The sequence below is a fragment of the Pelagerythrobacter marensis genome (assembly GCF_001028625.1).
Classification (GTDB): domain Bacteria; phylum Pseudomonadota; class Alphaproteobacteria; order Sphingomonadales; family Sphingomonadaceae; genus Pelagerythrobacter; species Pelagerythrobacter marensis.
In genome coordinates, this window is the sequence record NZ_CP011805.1 from 2,134,445 (window position 1) to 2,153,513 (window position 19,069).

18 protein-coding genes are annotated in these 19,069 nt (G+C 65.4%); 9 read left to right on the plus strand and 9 right to left on the minus strand.

The window, feature by feature from the left end; genetic code table 11:
• Positions 1–333: 333 nt before the first annotated feature.
• Genes AM2010_RS10095 through AM2010_RS10110 form a run of 4 tightly spaced genes read left to right on the plus strand, consistent with a single transcriptional unit; the run spans position 334 to position 3,624 of the window.
• Positions 334–1,056 (plus strand): CoA transferase subunit A, encoded by a 723-nt coding sequence (locus AM2010_RS10095; RefSeq protein ID WP_047806950.1) that lies wholly within the window; start codon positions 334–336, stop codon positions 1,054–1,056.
• The gene (locus AM2010_RS10100) at positions 1,053–1,838 is read left to right on the plus strand and encodes a hypothetical protein (protein WP_058350952.1); all 786 of its coding nucleotides are present in this window, start codon (positions 1,053–1,055) and stop codon (positions 1,836–1,838) included. Before AM2010_RS10095 ends, AM2010_RS10100 begins: the two co-directional genes overlap by 4 nt.
• A 3-nt stretch (positions 1,839–1,841) precedes the next feature.
• On the plus strand, positions 1,842–2,477 hold the full coding sequence (locus tag AM2010_RS10105) for a CoA transferase subunit B (RefSeq protein ID WP_047806952.1): 636 nt from the start codon (positions 1,842–1,844) through the stop codon (positions 2,475–2,477).
• 4 nt (positions 2,478–2,481) lie between these two features.
• Complete coding sequence (locus tag AM2010_RS10110) at positions 2,482–3,624, plus strand: CaiB/BaiF CoA transferase family protein (RefSeq protein ID WP_047806953.1); 1,143 nt, start codon at positions 2,482–2,484, stop codon at positions 3,622–3,624.
• A 1-nt stretch (position 3,625) separates the two neighbouring features.
• On the opposite strand, the gene metK is transcribed toward AM2010_RS10110, so the two are convergent.
• From metK to hisS, 6 genes are all read right to left on the minus strand, one after another.
• Positions 3,626–4,834, minus strand: a complete 1,209-nt coding sequence (metK, locus tag AM2010_RS10115) for a methionine adenosyltransferase (protein WP_047806954.1) — start codon at positions 4,832–4,834, stop codon at positions 3,626–3,628.
• Positions 4,835–4,880: 46 nt separating this feature from the next.
• Positions 4,881–6,467, minus strand: a complete 1,587-nt coding sequence (gene lnt, locus AM2010_RS10120) for an apolipoprotein N-acyltransferase (RefSeq protein ID WP_047806955.1) — start codon at positions 6,465–6,467, stop codon at positions 4,881–4,883.
• Positions 6,468–6,509: 42 nt separating this feature from the next.
• Positions 6,510–7,403, minus strand: a complete 894-nt coding sequence (locus AM2010_RS10125) for a DUF4167 domain-containing protein (RefSeq protein ID WP_338047399.1) — start codon at positions 7,401–7,403, stop codon at positions 6,510–6,512.
• A 57-nt stretch (positions 7,404–7,460) separates the two neighbouring features.
• Complete coding sequence (gene prmC / locus AM2010_RS10130; protein ID WP_047806957.1) at positions 7,461–8,303, minus strand: peptide chain release factor N(5)-glutamine methyltransferase; 843 nt, start codon at positions 8,301–8,303, stop codon at positions 7,461–7,463.
• Entirely contained in the window at positions 8,296–9,366 is a 1,071-nt protein-coding gene (prfA, locus tag AM2010_RS10135; RefSeq protein ID WP_047806958.1) for a peptide chain release factor 1, read from the minus strand. The genes prmC and prfA overlap by 8 nt, the downstream gene beginning before the upstream one ends.
• A 145-nt stretch (positions 9,367–9,511) precedes the next feature.
• Complete coding sequence (gene hisS / locus AM2010_RS10140; RefSeq protein ID WP_047806959.1) at positions 9,512–10,762, minus strand: histidine--tRNA ligase; 1,251 nt, start codon at positions 10,760–10,762, stop codon at positions 9,512–9,514.
• 105 nt (positions 10,763–10,867) lie between these two features.
• Here hisS and ppa point away from each other — a divergent pair, with 105 nt between their 5' ends.
• On the plus strand, positions 10,868–11,395 hold the full coding sequence (gene ppa, locus AM2010_RS10145) for an inorganic diphosphatase (RefSeq protein WP_047806960.1): 528 nt from the start codon (positions 10,868–10,870) through the stop codon (positions 11,393–11,395).
• A 40-nt stretch (positions 11,396–11,435) separates the two neighbouring features.
• Here ppa and AM2010_RS10150 read toward each other — a convergent pair whose 3' ends face one another.
• The 3 genes from AM2010_RS10150 to AM2010_RS10160 all read right to left on the minus strand — a co-directional run bounded on the left by AM2010_RS10150 (position 11,436) and on the right by AM2010_RS10160 (position 14,654).
• Positions 11,436–12,857, minus strand: coding sequence for a mechanosensitive ion channel family protein (locus AM2010_RS10150; RefSeq protein WP_150115341.1), 1,422 nt, complete (start codon positions 12,855–12,857; stop codon positions 11,436–11,438).
• Positions 12,854–14,197 (minus strand): TldD/PmbA family protein, encoded by a 1,344-nt coding sequence (locus AM2010_RS10155; RefSeq protein ID WP_047806961.1) that lies wholly within the window; start codon positions 14,195–14,197, stop codon positions 12,854–12,856. Before AM2010_RS10155 ends, AM2010_RS10150 begins: the two co-directional genes overlap by 4 nt.
• 67 nt (positions 14,198–14,264) lie before the next feature.
• Positions 14,265–14,654 carry a hypothetical protein gene (locus tag AM2010_RS10160; protein WP_047806962.1) on the minus strand — a complete coding sequence of 130 codons (390 nt, stop codon included), beginning with the start codon at positions 14,652–14,654 and terminating at the stop codon, positions 14,265–14,267.
• Between the two features lie 187 nt (positions 14,655–14,841).
• Here AM2010_RS10160 and lptB point away from each other — a divergent pair, with 187 nt between their 5' ends.
• The 4 genes from lptB to AM2010_RS10180 all read left to right on the plus strand — a co-directional run bounded on the left by lptB (position 14,842) and on the right by AM2010_RS10180 (position 18,993).
• On the plus strand, positions 14,842–15,627 hold the full coding sequence (lptB, locus tag AM2010_RS10165) for an LPS export ABC transporter ATP-binding protein (RefSeq protein WP_047806963.1): 786 nt from the start codon (positions 14,842–14,844) through the stop codon (positions 15,625–15,627).
• Between the two features lie 67 nt (positions 15,628–15,694).
• A complete protein-coding gene (rpoN, locus tag AM2010_RS10170) occupies positions 15,695–17,143 on the plus strand; it encodes an RNA polymerase factor sigma-54 (RefSeq protein WP_047806964.1) in 1,449 nt (482 codons plus the stop codon).
• A 183-nt stretch (positions 17,144–17,326) separates the two neighbouring features.
• Entirely contained in the window at positions 17,327–18,022 is a 696-nt protein-coding gene (ctrA, locus tag AM2010_RS10175) for a response regulator transcription factor CtrA (protein WP_047806965.1), read from the plus strand.
• A 206-nt stretch (positions 18,023–18,228) separates the two neighbouring features.
• Positions 18,229–18,993, plus strand: a complete 765-nt coding sequence (locus AM2010_RS10180; protein ID WP_047806966.1) for a sulfite exporter TauE/SafE family protein — start codon at positions 18,229–18,231, stop codon at positions 18,991–18,993.
• Positions 18,994–19,069: the final 76 nt, after the last annotated feature.

Genomic DNA, 19,069 nt, shown 5'->3' on the forward strand with positions numbered 1-19,069 from the left:
TGAACCCCGATGGCGCAGCCACCGGGCAAAGAAAAAGGCCCGGTCACGAGGACCGGGCCTTGAAAGTCTTGGGAGAGGATGCCTGAAAAGGCACGCCCTATGTGCACCGCAGCAATTATTTGTGCAAGTGCGAAAACCGCATTTTACATTGCAAAAAACGCAACCGTGAATTGCGCCGCACTGAAAATATGACATTTTTATAACGCCGGAGATTCGCAGCGCTCACCACCTTGCTGCATTGCAGCATTTGATGGGCGCTGCCTTGGCAACCGCGTGGAGGGGTGACAGCCCGCCGCTTCGCGCTTAGACGCTGGTGCCGCTTTAGGAGGTTCGATGCAGAAGCTATATCGCGATGCCGCCAGCGCCCTCGACGGGCTGCTCAGGGATGACATGCTTATCGCCGCCGGAGGCTTCGGCCTGTGCGGAATTCCCGAAAGACTGCTCGATGCGATCCGCGACAGCGGCGTCAAGGGGCTGACCTTCTGCAGCAACAATGCCGGGATCGACAACGAAGGCATCGGCAAGTTGCTGCGCACGCATCAGGTGAAGAAGATGATCTCGTCCTACGTCGGCGAGAACAAGGAATTCGAACGACAATTCCTTTCGGGCGAGCTGGAGGTCGAATTCTGCCCTCAGGGCACGCTGGCGGAACGTATGCGCGCCGGCGGCGCCGGCATTCCCGGCTTCTATACCAAGACCGGCGTCGGCACCCAGGTGGCCGAGGGCAAGGAAGTGAAGACCTTCGACGGAGAGGACTATATCCTTGAGCGGGGTATTTTTGCCGATCTTTCGGTCGTGAAGGCCTGGAAGGCCGACGAAACCGGCAATCTGATGTTTCGCAAGACCGCGCGCAATTTCAACCTGCCGGCTGCCACCTGCGGCAAGGTATGCGTGGTCGAGGTGGAAGAAATCGTGCCCGCGGGCAGCCTCGATCCCGACTGCATTCATCTGCCCGGCGTCTATGTCCAGCGAATGATCGTCGGCGCGCCCTACGACAAGAAGATCGAATTCCGCACGACCCGGGAACGGACCGGGAAAGAGCACGAGGCTGCGTGATCAGGCGGCGGCTCCATACCGCCTGCGCGGTATCGGCGCTTGCCATGACGCTGGGCGGCTGCGTCGCTGCGGCGATCCCGGTCGTCGCCGGCGGCGCCATCCTCTCCGCCCACGATGCCCAGACGCGGCGCGGCAACGCCTCGCTTGCTTCTGTGCCCACCGCGGAAGCTCCGGCAACGTCCGGCGCGGTTGGAAGCGGACGTGCCGAAGCGCCTGGTTCGCGAAGCGCGTTTGAGCCCTTTATCGGCTACGCCCTGGCCGAAACGGCGCGGCATCCGACCGACGACCGGCGACGTTCCGCCATTCTTGCCGACCCCGGCACGCTTCAGCCGGTCACGACCGACTGCTCGATCCTCCCTCCCGCAGTGCTGATCGACCTCGATCCCGCCGGTGGCACGCTCGACATTGCCTCGCTGACGCCCGACGCCCCGCTCGGGCGCGCGCTGGAAGATCTCCGCGCGCAGGAAACGGACGTTTTCTGGATCAGTGAGACATCGGCCGGGGATGCCGGCACGCTGCGCAACCGCCTGCGCGAAACCGGGCTCGATCCCGCGGGGCGCGACACCCTGCTGCTGATGCGCCGGCCTGGCGATCGCAAGCAGCTGCGCCGCAAGGAACTGGCCCGGACCCATTGCGTCATGGCCATCGCCGGCGACGAGCGCAGCGATTTCGACGAATTATACGCCTATCTGAAGGACCCTTCCGCCGCCGCGGCGCTCGATGCGCTGATCGGCCGGGGCTGGTTCCTCGTTCCGACACCTCCAGAGACCAAGGAAGATTGACCGATGCCCTGGGACCGCAACCAGATGGCCGCACGCGCGGCACAGGAACTGCAAGACGGATACTATGTGAACCTGGGGATCGGCATTCCCACCCTGGTCGCCAACCATATTCCCGAAGGGATGCATGTCACGCTGCAAAGCGAAAACGGAATGCTGGGCATCGGCCCCTTCCCCTATGACGACGAAGTCGATGCCGATCTTATCAATGCCGGCAAGCAGACGATCAGCGAGCTGCCGCACAGCGCCTATTTCGACAGCGCCGCCAGCTTTGCGATGATCCGCGGCGGGCATATCGACCTGACGGTGCTGGGCGCGATGGAAGTCGCGCAGAACGGCGACATCGCCAACTGGATGATCCCCGGCAAGATGATCAAGGGCATGGGCGGCGCGATGGATCTGGTCGCCGGGGTGAAGAAGATCATCGTGGTGATGGAGCACACGGCCAAGGATGGCAGCCCCAAGTTCATCCCCGAATGCACCCTGCCGCTGACGGGGACCAATGTGGTCGACATGATCGTGACCGACCTTGCGGTATTCCAGCGGCCCGACCACGACAGCCCGTTCCGCCTGGTCGAGCTGGCGCCCGGCGTAACGGCGGAAGAGGTCGCGGAGAAGACGACCGCGCACTACCTCGCCTGACGCGGTGAGCGATCGGCCGTCCCCCCTTGCCGGCCTGCGCGTGGTCGAACTGGCCCGCGTGCTCGCCGGCCCCTTCGCCGGCCAGACGCTGGCGGACCTGGGGGCGGACGTGATCAAGGTCGAAAGCCCCGAAGGCGACGGCACCCGCCAGTGGGGTCCGCCGTGGATCGAGCACGATGGGGAGCGTGCCGCCGCCTATTATCATGCCTGCAATCGGGGGAAGCGATCGATCGTCGCCGATTTCACCGATCCGCACGACCGCGCAATGGTGGCAAACCTGTGCGCCGGTGCAGACGTGGTGATCGAAAATTTCAAGGCGGGCACGCTGGCCCGTTACGGCCTCGACTATGCCACGCTCGCGGCCGAGAATCCGCGTCTCGTCTATTGCTCCATCACCGGTTTCGGCCAGGACGGCCCGCGACGCGAAGAGCCGGGATACGACTTTGTGATTCAGGGCATGAGCGGCTTGATGGGACTGACCGGGGAACCGGACGGGGACCCGATGAAGATGGGGGTTTCAATCTCCGACCTTGCATGCGGCCTCTATTCCACGATCGCGATCCAGGCCGCGTTGCTGATGCGGGAAAGGACCGGGGCCGGCCAGCATATCGACATGGCTTTGCTCGACTGTTCGGTATCGCTGCTTGCCAATCAGGCGATGAGCTTCTTCGCCAGTGAGGCGAACCCGCCGCGGATGGGCAATTCGCACGCGCAAGTCGTGCCTTACGGCGTCTACCGCGCGAAAGATGGCGATATCGTGCTGGCCCCTGCCAACGACCGGCTGTTCGGTGCGCTCATGCAGGCACTTGGCCGGGCGGATCTGGCGGACGATCCGCGCCTGGCCGACAATGCCGGAAGGATCGCCCAACGCGGCTGGCTGGAAGCAGAAATCGCGCGCGAGATCGCGGGCTGGACTCGCTCGGACCTGCTCGCCGCCTGCCGGGACAGCGGCGTCCCTGCAGGCCCGATCAACGATTGCGATGCGGTGTTTTCCGACCCGCAGGTCGTCGCGCGGGGCATGAAGATCGCGCCATCGGGCATTCCCGGCCTGCGCAGCCCGATCCGGTTTTCCAATGCCGATCTGGCACTCGACCGCCCCTCTCCCCGTCACGGGGAGCACGGGGCCGACATCGCCTGGCGCGATTAGATCAGGCCAGCGCGGCCTTCAGGTCGTCGGCCAGATCGGTGCGTTCCCAGGGGAAGTGATCCCCTTCGGCGGCGCGCCCGAAATGGCCATAGGCCGCACTGCGACGATAGATCGGCTTGTTGAGCTTCAGATGCGTGCGGATGCCGCGCGGGGTCAGGCCGCCCAGCTTGTCGATGCTGCGGATGGCATCTTCGATCCGCTCGTCGCCAACCGTTCCGGTGCCATGCGTATCGACATAGAGCGACAGCGGCTCCGACACGCCGATGGCATAGGAAAGCTGGATCGTGCACCGGCGGGCGATGCCGGCCGCGACGATGTTTTTCGCCAGATAGCGGCTGATATAGGCGGCCGAACGGTCCACCTTCGTCGGGTCCTTGCCGCTGAAAGCGCCGCCACCGTGGGGCGATGCACCGCCATAGGTATCGACGATGATCTTGCGCCCCGTCAGACCGGCATCGCCGTCGGGCCCGCCGATCACGAACGTTCCGGTGGGATTGATATGCCAGCGCGTTTCGTCGGACAGGAAGCCTTCGGGCAGGATTTCGGCGACGACACCCTTCACGTAATCCTTCAGTTCGGCTTCTTTCGCGCCCTCGTCATAACCGGGGGCGTGCTGGGTCGATACGACGATTGCGGTCGCGGCGACCGGCTTGCCATCGCGGTAACGCAGGGTCACCTGGCTCTTCGCATCGGGTTCGAGGAACGGCGCCGCGCCGCTCTTGCGGTCGGTGGCGAGGCGCTGGAGTATCTTGTGGCTGTAATCGATCGTGGCCGGCATCAGGTCAGGCGTTTCGTCGCAGGCGAAACCGAACATGATGCCCTGGTCGCCCGCGCCCTCATCCTTGTTGCCGCTGGCATCGACGCCTTGCGCGATATGCGCGCTCTGGCCGTGCAGATGGTTTTCGAAGGTCAGCGTTTCCCAGTGAAAGCCGTCCTGCTCGTAACCGATCTCGCGCACGGTGCGGCGAACGGTCTGCTCGATTTCCTCAAGCGCGCCATCGACCCATGCACCGTTTTCGTACACACCCTTGCAGCGCAGTTCGCCGGCAAGAACGACACGTTGCGTCGTGGTCAGTGTTTCGCAGGCCACGCGCGCTTCCGGGTCTTTCGACAGCAGCAGATCGACAATCGCGTCGGAAATCTGGTCCGAAACCTTGTCGGGATGCCCTTCGGAAACGCTTTCGGAGGTAAAGAGGTACGTGCTGCGCATACGTGATATTCCGATATAAAGATAGCTTTATGTCTGAACCGACTTCCTAGCCGCGTCGCAACCGCGTGGCAACCAGAGATCCGGCGATCAGCAGCCCTGCCCAGCCCATTGCCAGCCAGTTGCCCCACCGGGCGAACCAGGTTTCGGGCGCAGCCGGAGGCACGGTGCCGTCGATCCGCCCGGGCACCCGCATTCCGATATGGTCGCGCACCACCCCGCGCGCATCGATAACGGCGCTGATCCCGGTCGTGGTCGATCGCAGAACCGGCAACCCTTCCTCGATCGCGCGCATTCGCGCCTGGGCGAGATGCTGGGGTGGCCCCCAGGTGCCGAACCAGCCATCGTTGGAAGGGTTGAAGATGTAATCCGGCCGGTCGGCCCGGTCGGTGACTTGCCCCGAAAACACGATCTCGTAACAGATCTGCGCACCTGCGCGCCCCCAGGGGCCCAGGTCGATTGTGCGCGGGCCAGGTCCCGGAATGAAGTCGAGCGTTCCCGCAACCAGCCGCGTCAGGCCCAGGGGCGCCAGCCAGTCGCGTAGCGGCAGATACTCGCCGAAAGGCACGAGGTGCGCCTTGGCGTAACGTTCGCCCAGCGTTCCGTCGGCCATGATCGGCGTGATCGCATTATAGGCACCCGTCGCCCGCTCACGCCCATCGACGTTCCCGATTTCCAGGTCGACTGCACCGGTAAGCAGAGTTGCGCCTTCCCCAATCACCCTTCCGATGCGCCAGCGGGCATAGGCGGGATTTCCGGCGGCGGTCATCTGATCGTAATAGCGCTGGGGATAGTCGTCGCGCAGGTAATCGGGCACCCCGGATTCGGGCCACAACACCAGCCGCGGCCCGCCCGGCTCGCGCGGGACCGACAGGCGGGCGAGGCGCGCGAACTGCTCTTCGAACTTCGTCGGATCGTCCAGATCTTCCTGCCGGATATCGGGCTGGACCAGCGTGAAACGCAATGTGCCTTCTTCGGGCGGCGGGGCAGGCCAGTGCATTCCCGCCGCCAGCAATGCGAACGCCAGCGCGAAAGGCACGAAACGCCGTTCGCGCAACAGCGCAACGGTGAGGAATGCGATCAATGCGGCAAGCGCCGACAGGGCGTAGGTGCCCATCCAGGGCAGGATCGCCGCCAGTCCGGGCCGGTCGAATGTGCCCAGGAAGATCAATCCGAACGGATCCCACGCATAGCCGGTGAGCACCCAGCTGCGCAGCCATTCGGTCACTGCCCAGACCCCGCCGAACAGGCAGGCCGCCGCGCCCGGCCCCATTCGGCCTAACAGGACGCGAAAGGCCAGCGCTGCCAGCGCCGGGTAGAGCGCGAGATAGAGCGCGGCGAGAGGAACCGCGAACCAGCCCAGCCAGGCCGGCATTTCGGCCTGATAGGTGAACGCCGTGGCGATCCAGTTGTTCGCGAGCGTGAAGTGGGCCAGCCCGAACAGCCAGCCGCGCAGGAAAGCGCTCCGCCGGTCAGGCGCTTCGAGCGCTATCCAAGCGAAGACACCCATTGCCAGCAATGCAATGGGCCACAAGTTGAGCGGAGGAAATCCGGTCGCGGAAAATGCGCCGCAAAGCAGCGCAGATAGCTTCGGCCGCGCGTGGAACCAGCTGGCGATCCGACCGATCCGATCCATCCGCGCCTCGTTTCCGGTTGCCAGCCCGCGCCCGGCGACCCGTCAGCCCAGCGCCTGCACCGTTTCGCCGTCGTCGGCCGGTTCGGCCTTCTTGCGGGCGCGGGTTGCGCGCTTTTTCTTCGGCGGTTCCGCATCGTCCGATGCACCGATGGACGGCGGCAGGGCCGCGGCGTCTATCTCGCCCACATCGCTGGTGGGTGTCGCCTCGCTCTTCGGCTTGCGCGGGCTGCGCGGCTTGCGCGGCTCGGCCTGCGACTGGCGCCCCTCGCCCCGGGTCTGACGACCTTCACCGCGCGGCTTGCGCTTGAACGGGTTTTCCGACGGTTCGAAATCATCATCGTCGCCGGAGCTTTCGCCCTCGTCGCGATCGTTCGCATCGTCGCGGCCGTTGTCGCGGCCATTGGCGTCTTCGCGGCGGCCGCGGGTGTTGCGCGGCTGGCGGCGGCGAGTGTTTTCGCCCTCGTCCTCGTCGCTATCGTCGTCGTCCTGGTCGCGTTCGTCCGAACGCTTGCCGCGCTGTTCGTCCTGCCGCGCCTTGTTATCGGCGATAACGCGGAAATAGTGATCGGCGAACTGCAGGTAGTATTCCGCCTGCACCCGATCGCCGTTGTGCTGCGCATCCTGCGCCAGCTTCTTGTATTTATCGAGCAGCTGGGGCGCGTTGCCGCGCGCCCTGCTGTCGATCCGATTAGACTGGTTGCCGCCGCCCTGCTGGCGATTGCCGCGACCGCGACGGCGATTATTACGATGATTGTTCAAGGAATGATCTTCCTCATCCGTGATCGCCCTGCCGGCACCATTGCCCGTGCGATCGCATGACCCCTCGCCGCGTCCGCTTCCCTGCGGCCCGCGGATGTTCCATCTGCACCTGTGCGCGGACCCAATGCCCCGCCGGTTTGCAAATGTCGGAACCAGGCCTTTCCGGGAGACGAACACGTCGCGAACCGGGGGCCTGCATCAAGAGTTAGCTATCGCAAGGGTCTTTGCCAACCCCTAACGCAAAATCAGTGTTCGTGGCCGTCCGGCGAGGTCATGCCGCAATTCGGTGGAAAAGCCGCCTTCGCGGGCTATGGCCCCGACCGATTGCGCCTGCGCCGCCCCGATTTCGAGGATTGCGACGCCCCCCGGCGCCAGCAATGCGCGCATCTGGGGAATGAGCACGCGATAGTCGTCCAGCCCCTCGCGCCCGGCGAACAGAGCGCCGGCAGGCTCATACGCGCGGACAGACGGCGCCAGATCAGCCGCCTCCTCGACATAAGGTGGGTTGGCAATCACCCGGTCGAAACGGCCGAGCCCGCTCGCCCACCCCTCGCAATGCCAGTCGGCTTCGATCAGCCGCGCGCGCGCGACCAGGCCTATCCGGGCGGCGTTTTCCCCCGCAACTGCCAGCGCCGGGGGCGAACGGTCGATCCCGACCCCCTCCCAGCCCGGCTTTTCTGCCAGGAAGCTCAGAAGCAGTGCCCCCGAACCGGCTCCGCAATCCAGAACTCGCCCGCAATCGCCCGTTCCTTCGAGCGCGGCAGCCAGCGTCGTTTCGCTGTCGCTGCGTGGGATCAGCACGGCGGGCGACACCTTGAAGGGCCGCCCGTAGAACTCCTGCTCACCCACGATATAGGCCACCGGCTCATGCTCCGCGCGCCTTTCGACCAACTGCACGAAGGCGGCAGGCGCGCTATCGTGCATCCGCCGCAGCAGCAGGTCGGACCGCGACACGCCCAGCACATGCGCCATCAGGATTTCGGCATCGAGCCTGGCAGTGTCAGACCTGTCGGCAAGCCGTTCCGCAGCATCGCGCAGCGCCCGTGCCACGGTCAGGGCCTGCTGCGGATCAGCCATCCATCGCCGCGAGGCGCTTGGCTTCGTCCTCGGCAATGAGCGCGTCGACCAGTTCGCCCAGCCCTGGCCCGGCAAGCACTTCGTCGAGCTTGTGCAGCGTCAGCCCGATCCGGTGGTCGGTGACGCGCCCCTGCGGGAAATTGTAGGTCCTGATCCGTTCGGAGCGGTCGCCGCTGCCGACCATGGCCTTGCGCGCCTCCGCCTCGGCGCCCTGCGCTTCCGCCCGCTTCAGGTCGTAGAGGCGCGTGCGCAGGACCTGCATGGCCTTGGCCCGGTTCTTGTGCTGACTGCGCTCGTCCTGCTGGATCACGACCAGGCCGGTCGGCAGGTGGGTCAGGCGCACTGCGCTGTCGGTCGTGTTCACGTGCTGCCCGCCGGCGCCGCTGGCGCGATAGATGTCGATCTTCAGGTCCCTGTCGTCGATCTCGACATCGACTTCGGTCGGTTCCGGCAGGACGGCGACCGTCGCGGCAGAAGTATGGATGCGCCCCCCGCTTTCCGTCACCGGAACGCGCTGGACCCGGTGGACGCCGCTTTCGAACTTCAACTTGGCGAAAACGCCGGTGCCGCTGACGTTGGCGACCACTTCCTTGAAGCCGCCGATATCCGAGGCGTTCATGCTGATCGTCTCGACCCGCCAGCCGTTTTCGGCGGCATAGCGTTCGTACATGCGGAACAGGTCGGCGGCGAACAGCGCGGCCTCGTCCCCGCCGGTGCCCGCGCGAATTTCCAGCATTGCGGGCCGTGCATCGGCGGCATCGCGCGGCAGCATCGCGATCGCCAGTTGGCGCTCGGCCTCGGGCAGCCGTTCGCGCAGGCGGGTAATCTCTTCCCCGGCCAGCGCCTTCATCTCGGGATCGGCGTCGTCGAGCGCCTCCAGATCGGCCAGCTCGGCCCGCATCGCGCGCACGTCCTGCGCCGCGCGGGCGACCGGCTCCAGCTCGGCATAGTCGCGGCTGGCGGCAACGAAAGCCTCGCCCTCAAGCGTGCCCGACGCCAGCCGCGCCTCAAGCTCGGCGAAGCGATGCGCGATCTGATCCAGACGTTCGGCGGGGATGGTCAAGGCGCCGAGCCCTCCCGACCGTCATGCTGGACGCGCTTTGGCATCCATTGCGCCCCACCAACCGGTGGTGCGAGAGGAGAAATGGACCCTGAAACAAGTTCAGGGTGACGGGAGGATGGAGCCATTTCGCTGTTCGCGGAGCGGGTCATCGATCGAGCGCTGCTTCGATGCGGTCCTCGGGCGTCTCGTATCCGCGAATGTTCCTGTGCTCGGCACCGTCGCGCAGGGAAAATGAGACCAGCCCTCTGGCGCCCATTTTTGTTGCCTTATCAAACCGTTTTCGCGGGCTGCCTGTCGAAATCATCTCTGCGCTCAACCCCGCGAGCCGCAGCTTCTGAAGCGCCGCAATGCACTCTGGCAGAAGCTGATCGTCTTCCACGACTACGATGACATCGGGTCTTGATGCCGGACGTTCCCCCACCAGCATTGCCAGCCGCTCGATCCCCGCGGCCCAGCCGACCGCGGGCGTGGCCGCGCCGCCGAGCGATTCCATCAGGCCGTCGTAGCGCCCGCCGCCCAGCACCGTGCTCTGGCTGCCCAGCGCGGCGGCGGCGGCGGAGCCTTCGTCAGGGACGAATTCGAACGCGGTGTGGCGGTAATAGTCCAGCCCGCGCACGAGGCTTTCGGCGCGGCGCCATTTCACGCCCGAGGCGTCGAGCCCGTCGGTAACCTTGCCGAAGAAGGCCTGCGCCTCGTCCGACAGGAAGCTGTCGATCTTCGGCGCATCGGCCACGAACCGGCGATCGCGCGGGTCCTTGCTGTCGAGGATGCGCAGTGGGTTTTTCTCCAGCCGTTCCTGCGAATCCTCCGACAGTTCACCCTTCACGGCACGGAAATGGTCCACCAGCGCGGCGCGCCAGGCCTCCCGGCTGTCGGCATCGCCCAGGGTGTTGAGCTGCAGCGTGACCCCTTCGATCCCCAGTTCGCGCAGCAGCTGGTCGGCCATGGCCAGCAGTTCCACGTCGGCCTGCGGCTCGGCAGCGCCGATGATTTCCGCGTCGATCTGGTGGAACTGGCGGTAACGGCCCTTCTGCGGGCGTTCGTAACGGAACAGCGGCCCGTGCGTCGCGACCTTGAGCGGTGCGTGCTGCTGCCACCCATTGGTGATCCAGGCGCGCGCGATCCCGGCGGTGAATTCGGGCCTGAGAGTCAGCGATTCCCCGCCGCGATCCTCGAACGAATACATTTCCTTCGACACGATATCGGTCGTCTCGCCGATCGAGCGGGCGAAAACCTCGGTCTTCTCGAACACCGGCATTTCCGCCCGGCGGAAGCGGTAGAGCTTGCGCACCCGTTCGAAGGTTTCGACGACGTGCGCGAAGCCTTCCGCATCGGGGCCGAAAATGTCCTGCGTTCCGCGGATCGCCTGGGGTGTCTTGCCGGATGTCTTCGCCATGGCGAGCGCTTAGGCGAGAGCGTGGCTTGCCGCAATATCGCCGGCCCGCTAGAGGCCCCGCGCGAAGTCCTTTGGGAGAGGGGCCGACCGCAACAGAGAGACAATATGCGCATCGACAAGGTTCCCGTCGGCGACAACCCGCCGCACAGCCTCAACGTCATTATCGAGGTTCCTACCGGCGGTGAGCCGGTGAAGTACGAATTCGACAAGGAATCGGGCGCCCTGTTCGTCGACCGTATCCTGCACACACCGATGCGCTATCCGGCGAACTACGGCTTCGTTCCGCATACGCTCAGCCCCGATGGCGACCCGCTGGATGCACTGGTTATCTCGCGCAGCCCGTTCATCGCCGGCTGCGTCGTGCGCGCGCGCCCGATCGGCGTGCTGAACCTGGAAGACGAGCACGGCGGCGACGAGAAGCTCGTCTGCGTCCCGATCGACACCACGTTCCCGTACTATTCGGACGTCGCCGAAACCAAGGACCTGCCTTCGATCATCTTCCAGCAGATCGAACACTTCTTCACCCACTACAAGGATCTGGAGAAGGAAAAGTGGGTCCGCATCGGCCAATGGGGCGACGCAGCGGAAGCCAAGCGAATCGTGCTCGAATCGATTGAGCGGGCCAAGGGCTGAGCGCACACGCCGGGGTCGGCAGGCGCCGGCCCCGCCGCCGCTATTCCACCGGCCTGCCGGGATCGAGCAAGTCGCGGCTTTCGCCCTGAGCGCGCTCGGCATCGACCATCCGCTCTATTTCCGCATCGGGCGCAACGTCCTCTGCATCCGAAGCCGGGGCGGCGGGGCGAGGCATCGCCTTGACGCTGTCGCGCTCTCCATCGCTTTCGGCTGATGCGCCTGGCGAGGGTGCGGCCACGTTCTCGAACGGTAGCGGCATGGTGCGCTGATCGAACCGCAGGCGATAGATCGGCTCCGGCAGCGCGAAGCCGCCTTCCTCCAGCGCACGCTTGACCGCCGCGATCGCCCGGCTGCGCGCCTTGAGCCAATCGCTTTCGCGCTGGTCGATCCAGCCGAAGAACCGCAGGACGATGTTCGAATCACCAACTTCCATCACCGCCGCGTCGGGCGGCGGATCGGCCAGGACGAAAGGCAGCGCGGCCAGCGTCTCGCGCCCGACCTGCCGGCCTGCATCGGGATCGTCGTCGGCGTCGATCCCGAGGTCAAACTCGAACCGGCGCTGCGGATTGCGGGTATAGTTCAGGATGACCGCCTTGAAGACGGTGGAGTTGGGGATTCGCAAATGGTTCCCCTCCAGCGTCATCAGCACTGTCGCGCGACTGGTCAGGCGCATCACGCGCCCTTCCCTGTCGTCGATCAGGACATGGTCGTTGGCCCGGAACGGCTGGCGCAAGCTGAGCATCAGCGAGGCGACATAGTTCTCGATCGTGTCGCGCATGGCGAAACCCAGCGCGATCCCGATGACCCCGGCACCGCCCAGCACTGCGCCCATCAGCGCCCCCGCGCCCAGCAGATCGAGCGCGACAACGAGGCCGATCAGGATGGACGCGAAACGAATCGCGCTTGCCACCAGGTCGGCCAGGAACACATTGGGCAGAAGCCGCCGCCACAGCGCGCCGAAGCCGGCGATCAGGTGACCGACGAAGGCGATCCCGATCGCCAGCGCGAGCGCCACGCCAATCAGGGGCAACATCGCGACAAGCGCGGCAAAGCCGGAAGAAAGGCTGCCGAGCGCGCCCAGATTTCGGTCGAGCGACAGATCGCGAACAATGGCGCTCTCAACCGTGGCCACGCCCGAAACCCGGCTCGCGATGCGTTCGGCGCGTTCGCCATCGTCGGTTGCGGGGACCGTCCCCGAAAGCGTCACCACCCCCTCGCGCACCGATACTTCGATGTCGGAAAACGCCTCGATCTCACCGAAGATCGCGCGGATTCGCTCGGCAATCCGCGCGTCGGCACCGGCATCCTGCTGATCGGCAATGGCCGCTTCCGCCACTGGGACGGGCGGGGTCGCACTGCCATCCGGGATCACCGGGGCGGCCAGGATAGGCGCGGAAAGCACCAGCAGGAGCGCGGCAATCAGGCCGCATAGTGCCGGGTGCGGGCCGCGCCGGGCGATCATGTGCCCGCCACCGTCATCCCTTCTATGCGCAGGCTGGGAACGTTGACCGACCGGTGCATCTGGAGGTCATCCGCTGCGCGCATTTCAGCGAACATCGCCAGCAGATTGCCGGCCACGGTAAATTCGGCAATGGGGCCGGCAATCTGGCCGTTGACGATACGAAAGCCGCTGGCACCGCGACTATAGTCGCCGGTAACGGCATTGACGCCCTGCCCGGCCAGTTCGGTCACCAGTACGCCATCGGCGATATCGCGAATCAGATCGGCCCGGCTGACACTGCCCGCCGGAATGTGAAGATTGCTCGCCGAAACCCCCGGCGCACCGGCCCCGCGAGAGGCATGGCCCGTCGGTGCGAGCCCCAGCTTGTTCGCGCTCGCGACATTGAGCAGCCAGCCGCCCAGAACCCCGCGATCGACCAGCTTGCGCGGCGCGCAGCCAAGCCCCTCGCCATCGAACGGGCGCGAACGCAGCCCTCGCGGGCGGTGCGGGTCTTCGATCAGGTCGATAGTCTCGGGCAAAATCGCCGTGCCTTCGCGTTCGAGCAGGAAGCTCGACCGGCTGGCAATGGCCGGCCCTGCCATCGCGCCGACCAGATGCCCGACCAGCGATGAACCGACGCGCGGATCGAAAACAACCGGCATTCGGCCACCGCGCGGAATTTGCGGGTTGAGGCGTGCCACTGTGCGTTCCCCGGCGAGGCGGCCGATGTCTTCGGGTGCGGGCAGATCTTCCAGATGGCGTGCGCTGCGCTGGGCATAGTCGCGCTGCATATCCGCTCCGCTGCCCCCGATAGTCGACGCGCCGATCGCATGATAAGTGGCGCCATACGCCCGCGCGAAGCCGTGGCTCGTCACCAACGCGAAGAGCGACCGGCCGAACGATGCAGACGCCCCTTCGCTATTGGTCACGCCCGTCACCGCACGGGCCGCATCTTCGGCAGCTTCTGCGCGACGGCGCAGCATAGCGGGGTCGGGACAGGCGGCATCTTCCAGATCCAGCGGCGGCGAAGTACCGCGATCGAGGCGCTCCGCCGGGGCCAGTCCGGCATAGGGGTCTTCGGGTGCGGCGCGAGCCATGGCGACGGCGCGTTCGGCCAGATCCTCCAGCGCGGCCGGGGCGTAGTCGCTCGTCTCGATCGAAGCCGAACGCCTGCCGACAAAGACGCGCAAGGCGATGCCTTCGCCTTCCGAGCGTTCGACATCCTCCAGCTTGCCCAGGCGCACGCCGACGCTCTCGGACGACTGGGCCCGCGCTGCCGCATCGGCCGCATCGGCGCCATGGCGGCGGGCCAGATCGATCAGGCGTGCGCAGCGATCGAGTGCCGTCGCCGCGTCGATCATCGGGAAACTCGCAGAAATATCATGTGCCGCCTGCTAGGAGCGCGCGCGGCCGGCTGCAAGGCAGCGCTCAGATCGCAGCGATGCCCTTGAAAATGCCGGTAAGCAGAAACGGCAGGCCAATCGCCAGCACCCAGAGCATGATCTGGTCGCGGCGGAACGCGCCCCTCAGCGCAGGATCGCCTGCTTCATCGTCCGACAGGTCGCGCCAGCGCTTCTCGAACCAGCGACAGGCCGGGATGATACCCGCGACCAGAACGACAAGGGCGAGATAGGGAAGGATCGACGCGCCGACTTCCTTGATCGCATGAACCGTCACGAAAATCTGCAAGGCAGTATAGGCCAGCAGGGCGTATGCGACATTGTCGCTCATTGCCTTGCGCCAGTCGCGAGCGCGGCCCCCCGCCGCTATGGGCCCGCGGGCCTTGCTGTCGACTGTGCTTCGAAGCGCCTCGGTCATAGCGCCTTCTCCTCCGTATTCCCCATCCGAATCGGAGTATTTCAGACGCGAGACATGAAGACAAGCGCGATAACCATGTCGTGCCCCTGCACGTGCCGCGGTGCCCATGCACGAATCCTGCCAGATTGCCGACCAATTGCCGGATCGGGGGTTTCCTGCCGCCGCAGCGATGCTACATGATCGCGTAATGGAAACCGCCGAGCCCGCCGCCGACAACGCCCAGAGCGTCGCCGCCACCGCCCCGATGCCCCATGGCGGGCTGGAAGTCGTCTCGATTGCCAAGAGCTACGACAAGCGCAGCGTGCTGACCGACATCTCGCTCACCGTCGACAAGGGCGAAGTGCTCGGCCTGCTGGGCCCCAACGGCGCCGGCAAGACGACCTGCTTCTATTCGATCATGGGCCTGGTGAAACCCGATGCCGGCCGCATTCTGATGGATGGCGAAGATGTCACCAATCTGCCGATGTATCGCCGCGCGATCCTGGGCCTCGGCTATCTGCCGCAGGAAACCAGCATCTTCCGCGGGATGACGGTGGAACAGAATATCAACTGCGTGCTCGAAATGGTCGAACCCGATGCGCAGACCCGCGCCGGCGAGCTGGAGCGGCTGCTCGACGAATTCGGCCTGACCCAGCTGCGCGACAGCGCCGCGATGGCGCTTTCGGGCGGTGAACGGCGCCGCTGCGAAATCGCCCGCGCGCTCGCCGCGAAGCCTTCGATCATGCTGCTGGACGAACCCTTCGCCGGCATCGACCCGCTTTCCATCAGCGACATCCGCGATCTCGTGATCGATCTGAAGGAGCGCGGGATCGGCGTTCTGATCACCGATCACAACGTCCGCGAAACGCTCGATATCGTCGATCGCGCCTGCATCATCTACGGCGGACAGGTCCTGTTCGCCGGGACCCCGCAGGATCTGGTCGCGGATGAAAACGTCCGGCGGCTCTATCTGGGCGAAGGGTTCACGCTGTGACATCCGGGGTCGCGCCGGTCATCCCCCCTGTGGCACCGGCCCAGCACGAACAGGTTTAGGGCCGGGTATGGCGCTGGCGCCTCGTCTCGATCTGCGGCAATCGCAATCGCTGGTGATGACGCCCCAGCTCCAGCAGGCGATCAGGCTGCTGGCGCTGTCGAATCTCGAAATCGAAACCTTCATCGGCGATGCTCTGGAAGCGAACCCGTTGCTCGAAGCGGGCGAAGTGCAGCGCGAAGACGGCGAGGTCGCCGACCTTTCCGCGCCGGAGCCGACCGCGGATGCGGCGGCGGGCGACGAAAGCGCGCTCGATATCGATCCCGGTGCGCTCGACCGTGACCGCGATACCGGCGACGGTGAATGGGGCGCGGCACAAGGCGGCGCGATTGCCGGCGATCTTCCGGGAATCGACGAACGCGGGGCGGAAGGGCCCACGCTGGCCGAACATCTCGACGGGCAAGTGGGCGCCGCGGCGGGCGATGAGCGCGAGGCGTTTGTCGCGCGGCACCTGATCGGATTGCTTGACGAAGCCGGCTATCTCACCGCCGACCTGGGCGATATCGCTGCGGAACTGGGTATTCCAGTGGCCGAGGCGGAGCGCGCCCTGGCGGTCGTGCAATCGCTCGATCCCACAGGGATCGGCGCGCGCAGCCTGAGCGAGTGCCTGGCACTGCAGGCGCGGGAGGCCGACCGCTACGATCCCTGCATGGCCCGCCTGATCGACAATCTCGACCTCGTGGCGCGCGGCGAATTCGCCCGGCTGAAACGCATGTGCGAGGTCGACGACGAAGACTTCGCCGAGATGCTGGGCGAACTTCGCAGTTACGATCCGAAGCCGGGCTGCCAGTTCGGCGGCGCTGGCGAAAGCGCGGTCGTGCCGGACGTTCTGATAGCGGCGGGCCGCGATGGCGGGTGGGACATTGCCCTGAACGAGGAAACTTTGCCGCGCCTGGTGGTCAACCGCGATTACTATCTGGAATTGCGTCGCGGCTGCGCCGGCAAGGAAGCGCAATCGTGGCTGGGCGAGAAACTGGCCGACGCGAACTGGCTGATCCGCGCGCTCGACCAGCGGCAGAAGACGATCTTGAAGACCGCTGCCGAAATCGTGAAGAAGCAGGAAGGTTTCTTCCGGCGCGGAGTGTCGGAGCTGCGACCGCTGACTCTGCGCGAAGTGGCCGAAGCGATCGACATGCACGAAAGCACGGTCAGCCGGGTGACCAGCAACAAGTATCTGCATTGCGATCGCGGCACTTTCGAACTGAAGTATTTCTTCACCAGCGGTGTCGGCAGCGCGGACGGCGAAGGCGCCAGTTCGCAGGCAGTCAAGGCACGGATCAAGGCGCTGATCGACGCCGAAGATGCCAGGAAAATCCTGTCCGACGACACACTGGTCGCGAAGCTGAAGGGCGAAGGGTTCGATATCGCGCGCCGCACGGTCGCCAAGTATCGCGAAGCGATGGGCATCGGCAGTTCGGTTCAGCGCAGGCGGCAGAAACGGCTGGCGGCCGGCGGATAGCGCAGGTGCCATGCGATTCGGACTGCCATTCACGGCGCACGGCTCGCCGTCTTTCATGTGTTTAAGGCTTGTTAACCTTTCCCGTTCATATCTTATGTGGTTAACGTTGGGCTAGGTTTTGGAGTGGGGCAAAGCGGTCGCATTTTTCCGAGACCGGGCCGAAGGGGCAAAGGGGGGATACCCATGCGCGTGTTGTTGATCGAGGATGAACCGGCCACCGCGAAGGCCATCGAACTGATGCTCACGACCGAGGGGTTCAACGTCTATTCGACCGATCTGGGCGAAGAAGGCCTCGATCTCGGCAAGCTCTACGATTACGACATCATCCTGCTCGATCTGAACCTGCCCGACATGCACGGATACGACGTGCTGAAGAAACTGCGCGTGGCCAAAGTGCAGACGCCGGTTCTGATCCTTTCGGGCATTGCCGAAATGGACAGCAAGATCCGCAGCTTCGGCTTCGGTGCCGACGATTACGTGACCAAGCCGTTCCACCGCGACGAGCTGGTGGCCCGCATCCACGCCGTCGTCCGCCGTTCGAAGGGGCATAGCCAGTCGATCATCCGCACCGGCAAGCTGGCAGTGAACCTCGATGCGAAGACGGTCGAGGTCGACGGTGCGCGCGTCCACCTGACGGGCAAGGAATATGCGATGCTGGAACTGCTCAGCCTTCGCAAGGGCACCACGCTGACCAAGGAAATGTTCCTCAACCACCTTTACGGCGGGATGGACGAGCCGGAACTGAAGATCATCGACGTCTTCATCTGCAAGCTGCGCAAGAAGCTCAGCCACGCCTGCGGCGGCGAAAATTATATCGAAACCGTATGGGGCCGCGGTTACGTGCTGCGCGATCCCGAAAGCCAGGCCGAAGCGGCCTGATCGCTCCCAGCAGACAACAGGGCCGGTTGCGCATAATCGCGTGACCCGGCCCGCGCCGCCTGCTTGCGGGCGCGCCCTCCCCCGACACATGGACATGCCGACGCATCCCCTTTTCTTTCAGGGGGCGTAGCTTTTCGGCTGTCGCCAGCCGATCCGATCAGCCGTACCTCCCGACCCGAAATAGCCGGGACAAAGGCGCAGGTGCGATGGATCTGTTCGGAATCGATCTGACCGCGATACTCCCGTTCATCGCGATCGGTTTCGTCGCCCAGCTTGTCGACGGCGCGCTGGGCATGGCGTTCGGCGTGATTACCAATACCCTGCTCGTGGGTGTGCTCGGGCTGCCGCCGGCACAGGCTTCGCAGCGCGTTCACCTGGTCGAATGCTTTACCACCGCGACGAGCGGGCTCAGCCATCTGCTCAGCGGCAATATCGATCGCGCGTTGTTTTTCCGGCTGCTCGTCCCCGGCATGATCGGTGGGGTTACCGGGGCCTATCTGCTGACCTCGATCGACGCTTCGATCGTAAAACCGCTCGTGCTCGCCTACCTCGCGATCGTCGGGCTCTACCTTCTGGCGCGCGGGCTGCTCTACCCGCCGAAACTGCGCGAGGCGAAACATGTCGCCCCGCTCGGGCTGATCGGCGGGTTCCTCGATGCCGCAGGCGGCGGCGGATGGGGGCCGGTGGTGACATCGAACCTGCTGATCCAGGGGGCGGAACCGCGCAAGGTGGTGGGCACGGTGAACTCGGTCGAGTTTTTCCTCACCCTCGCCATCTCGGCCACGTTCATCTTTCAGATCGGGATCGCGGATCTGGCCGGGGCGACGCTCGGCCTCCTGATCGGGGGTATCGCCGCCGCGCCGCTGGGCGCGATTGCGGCGAAGCGCTTCAGCCCCAAGGTCATGCTGATCCTCGTCGGCGCCGCGCTGACGGTAACCAGCGCCTATGGCATCTGGACGGCGCTGTCCTGACGCGTGCCGCGCGCCCGGTACGACGGCTCCCGCCCGCTGACACCGCGCACGCACGGTCACCCACGCTTGAGGCTGA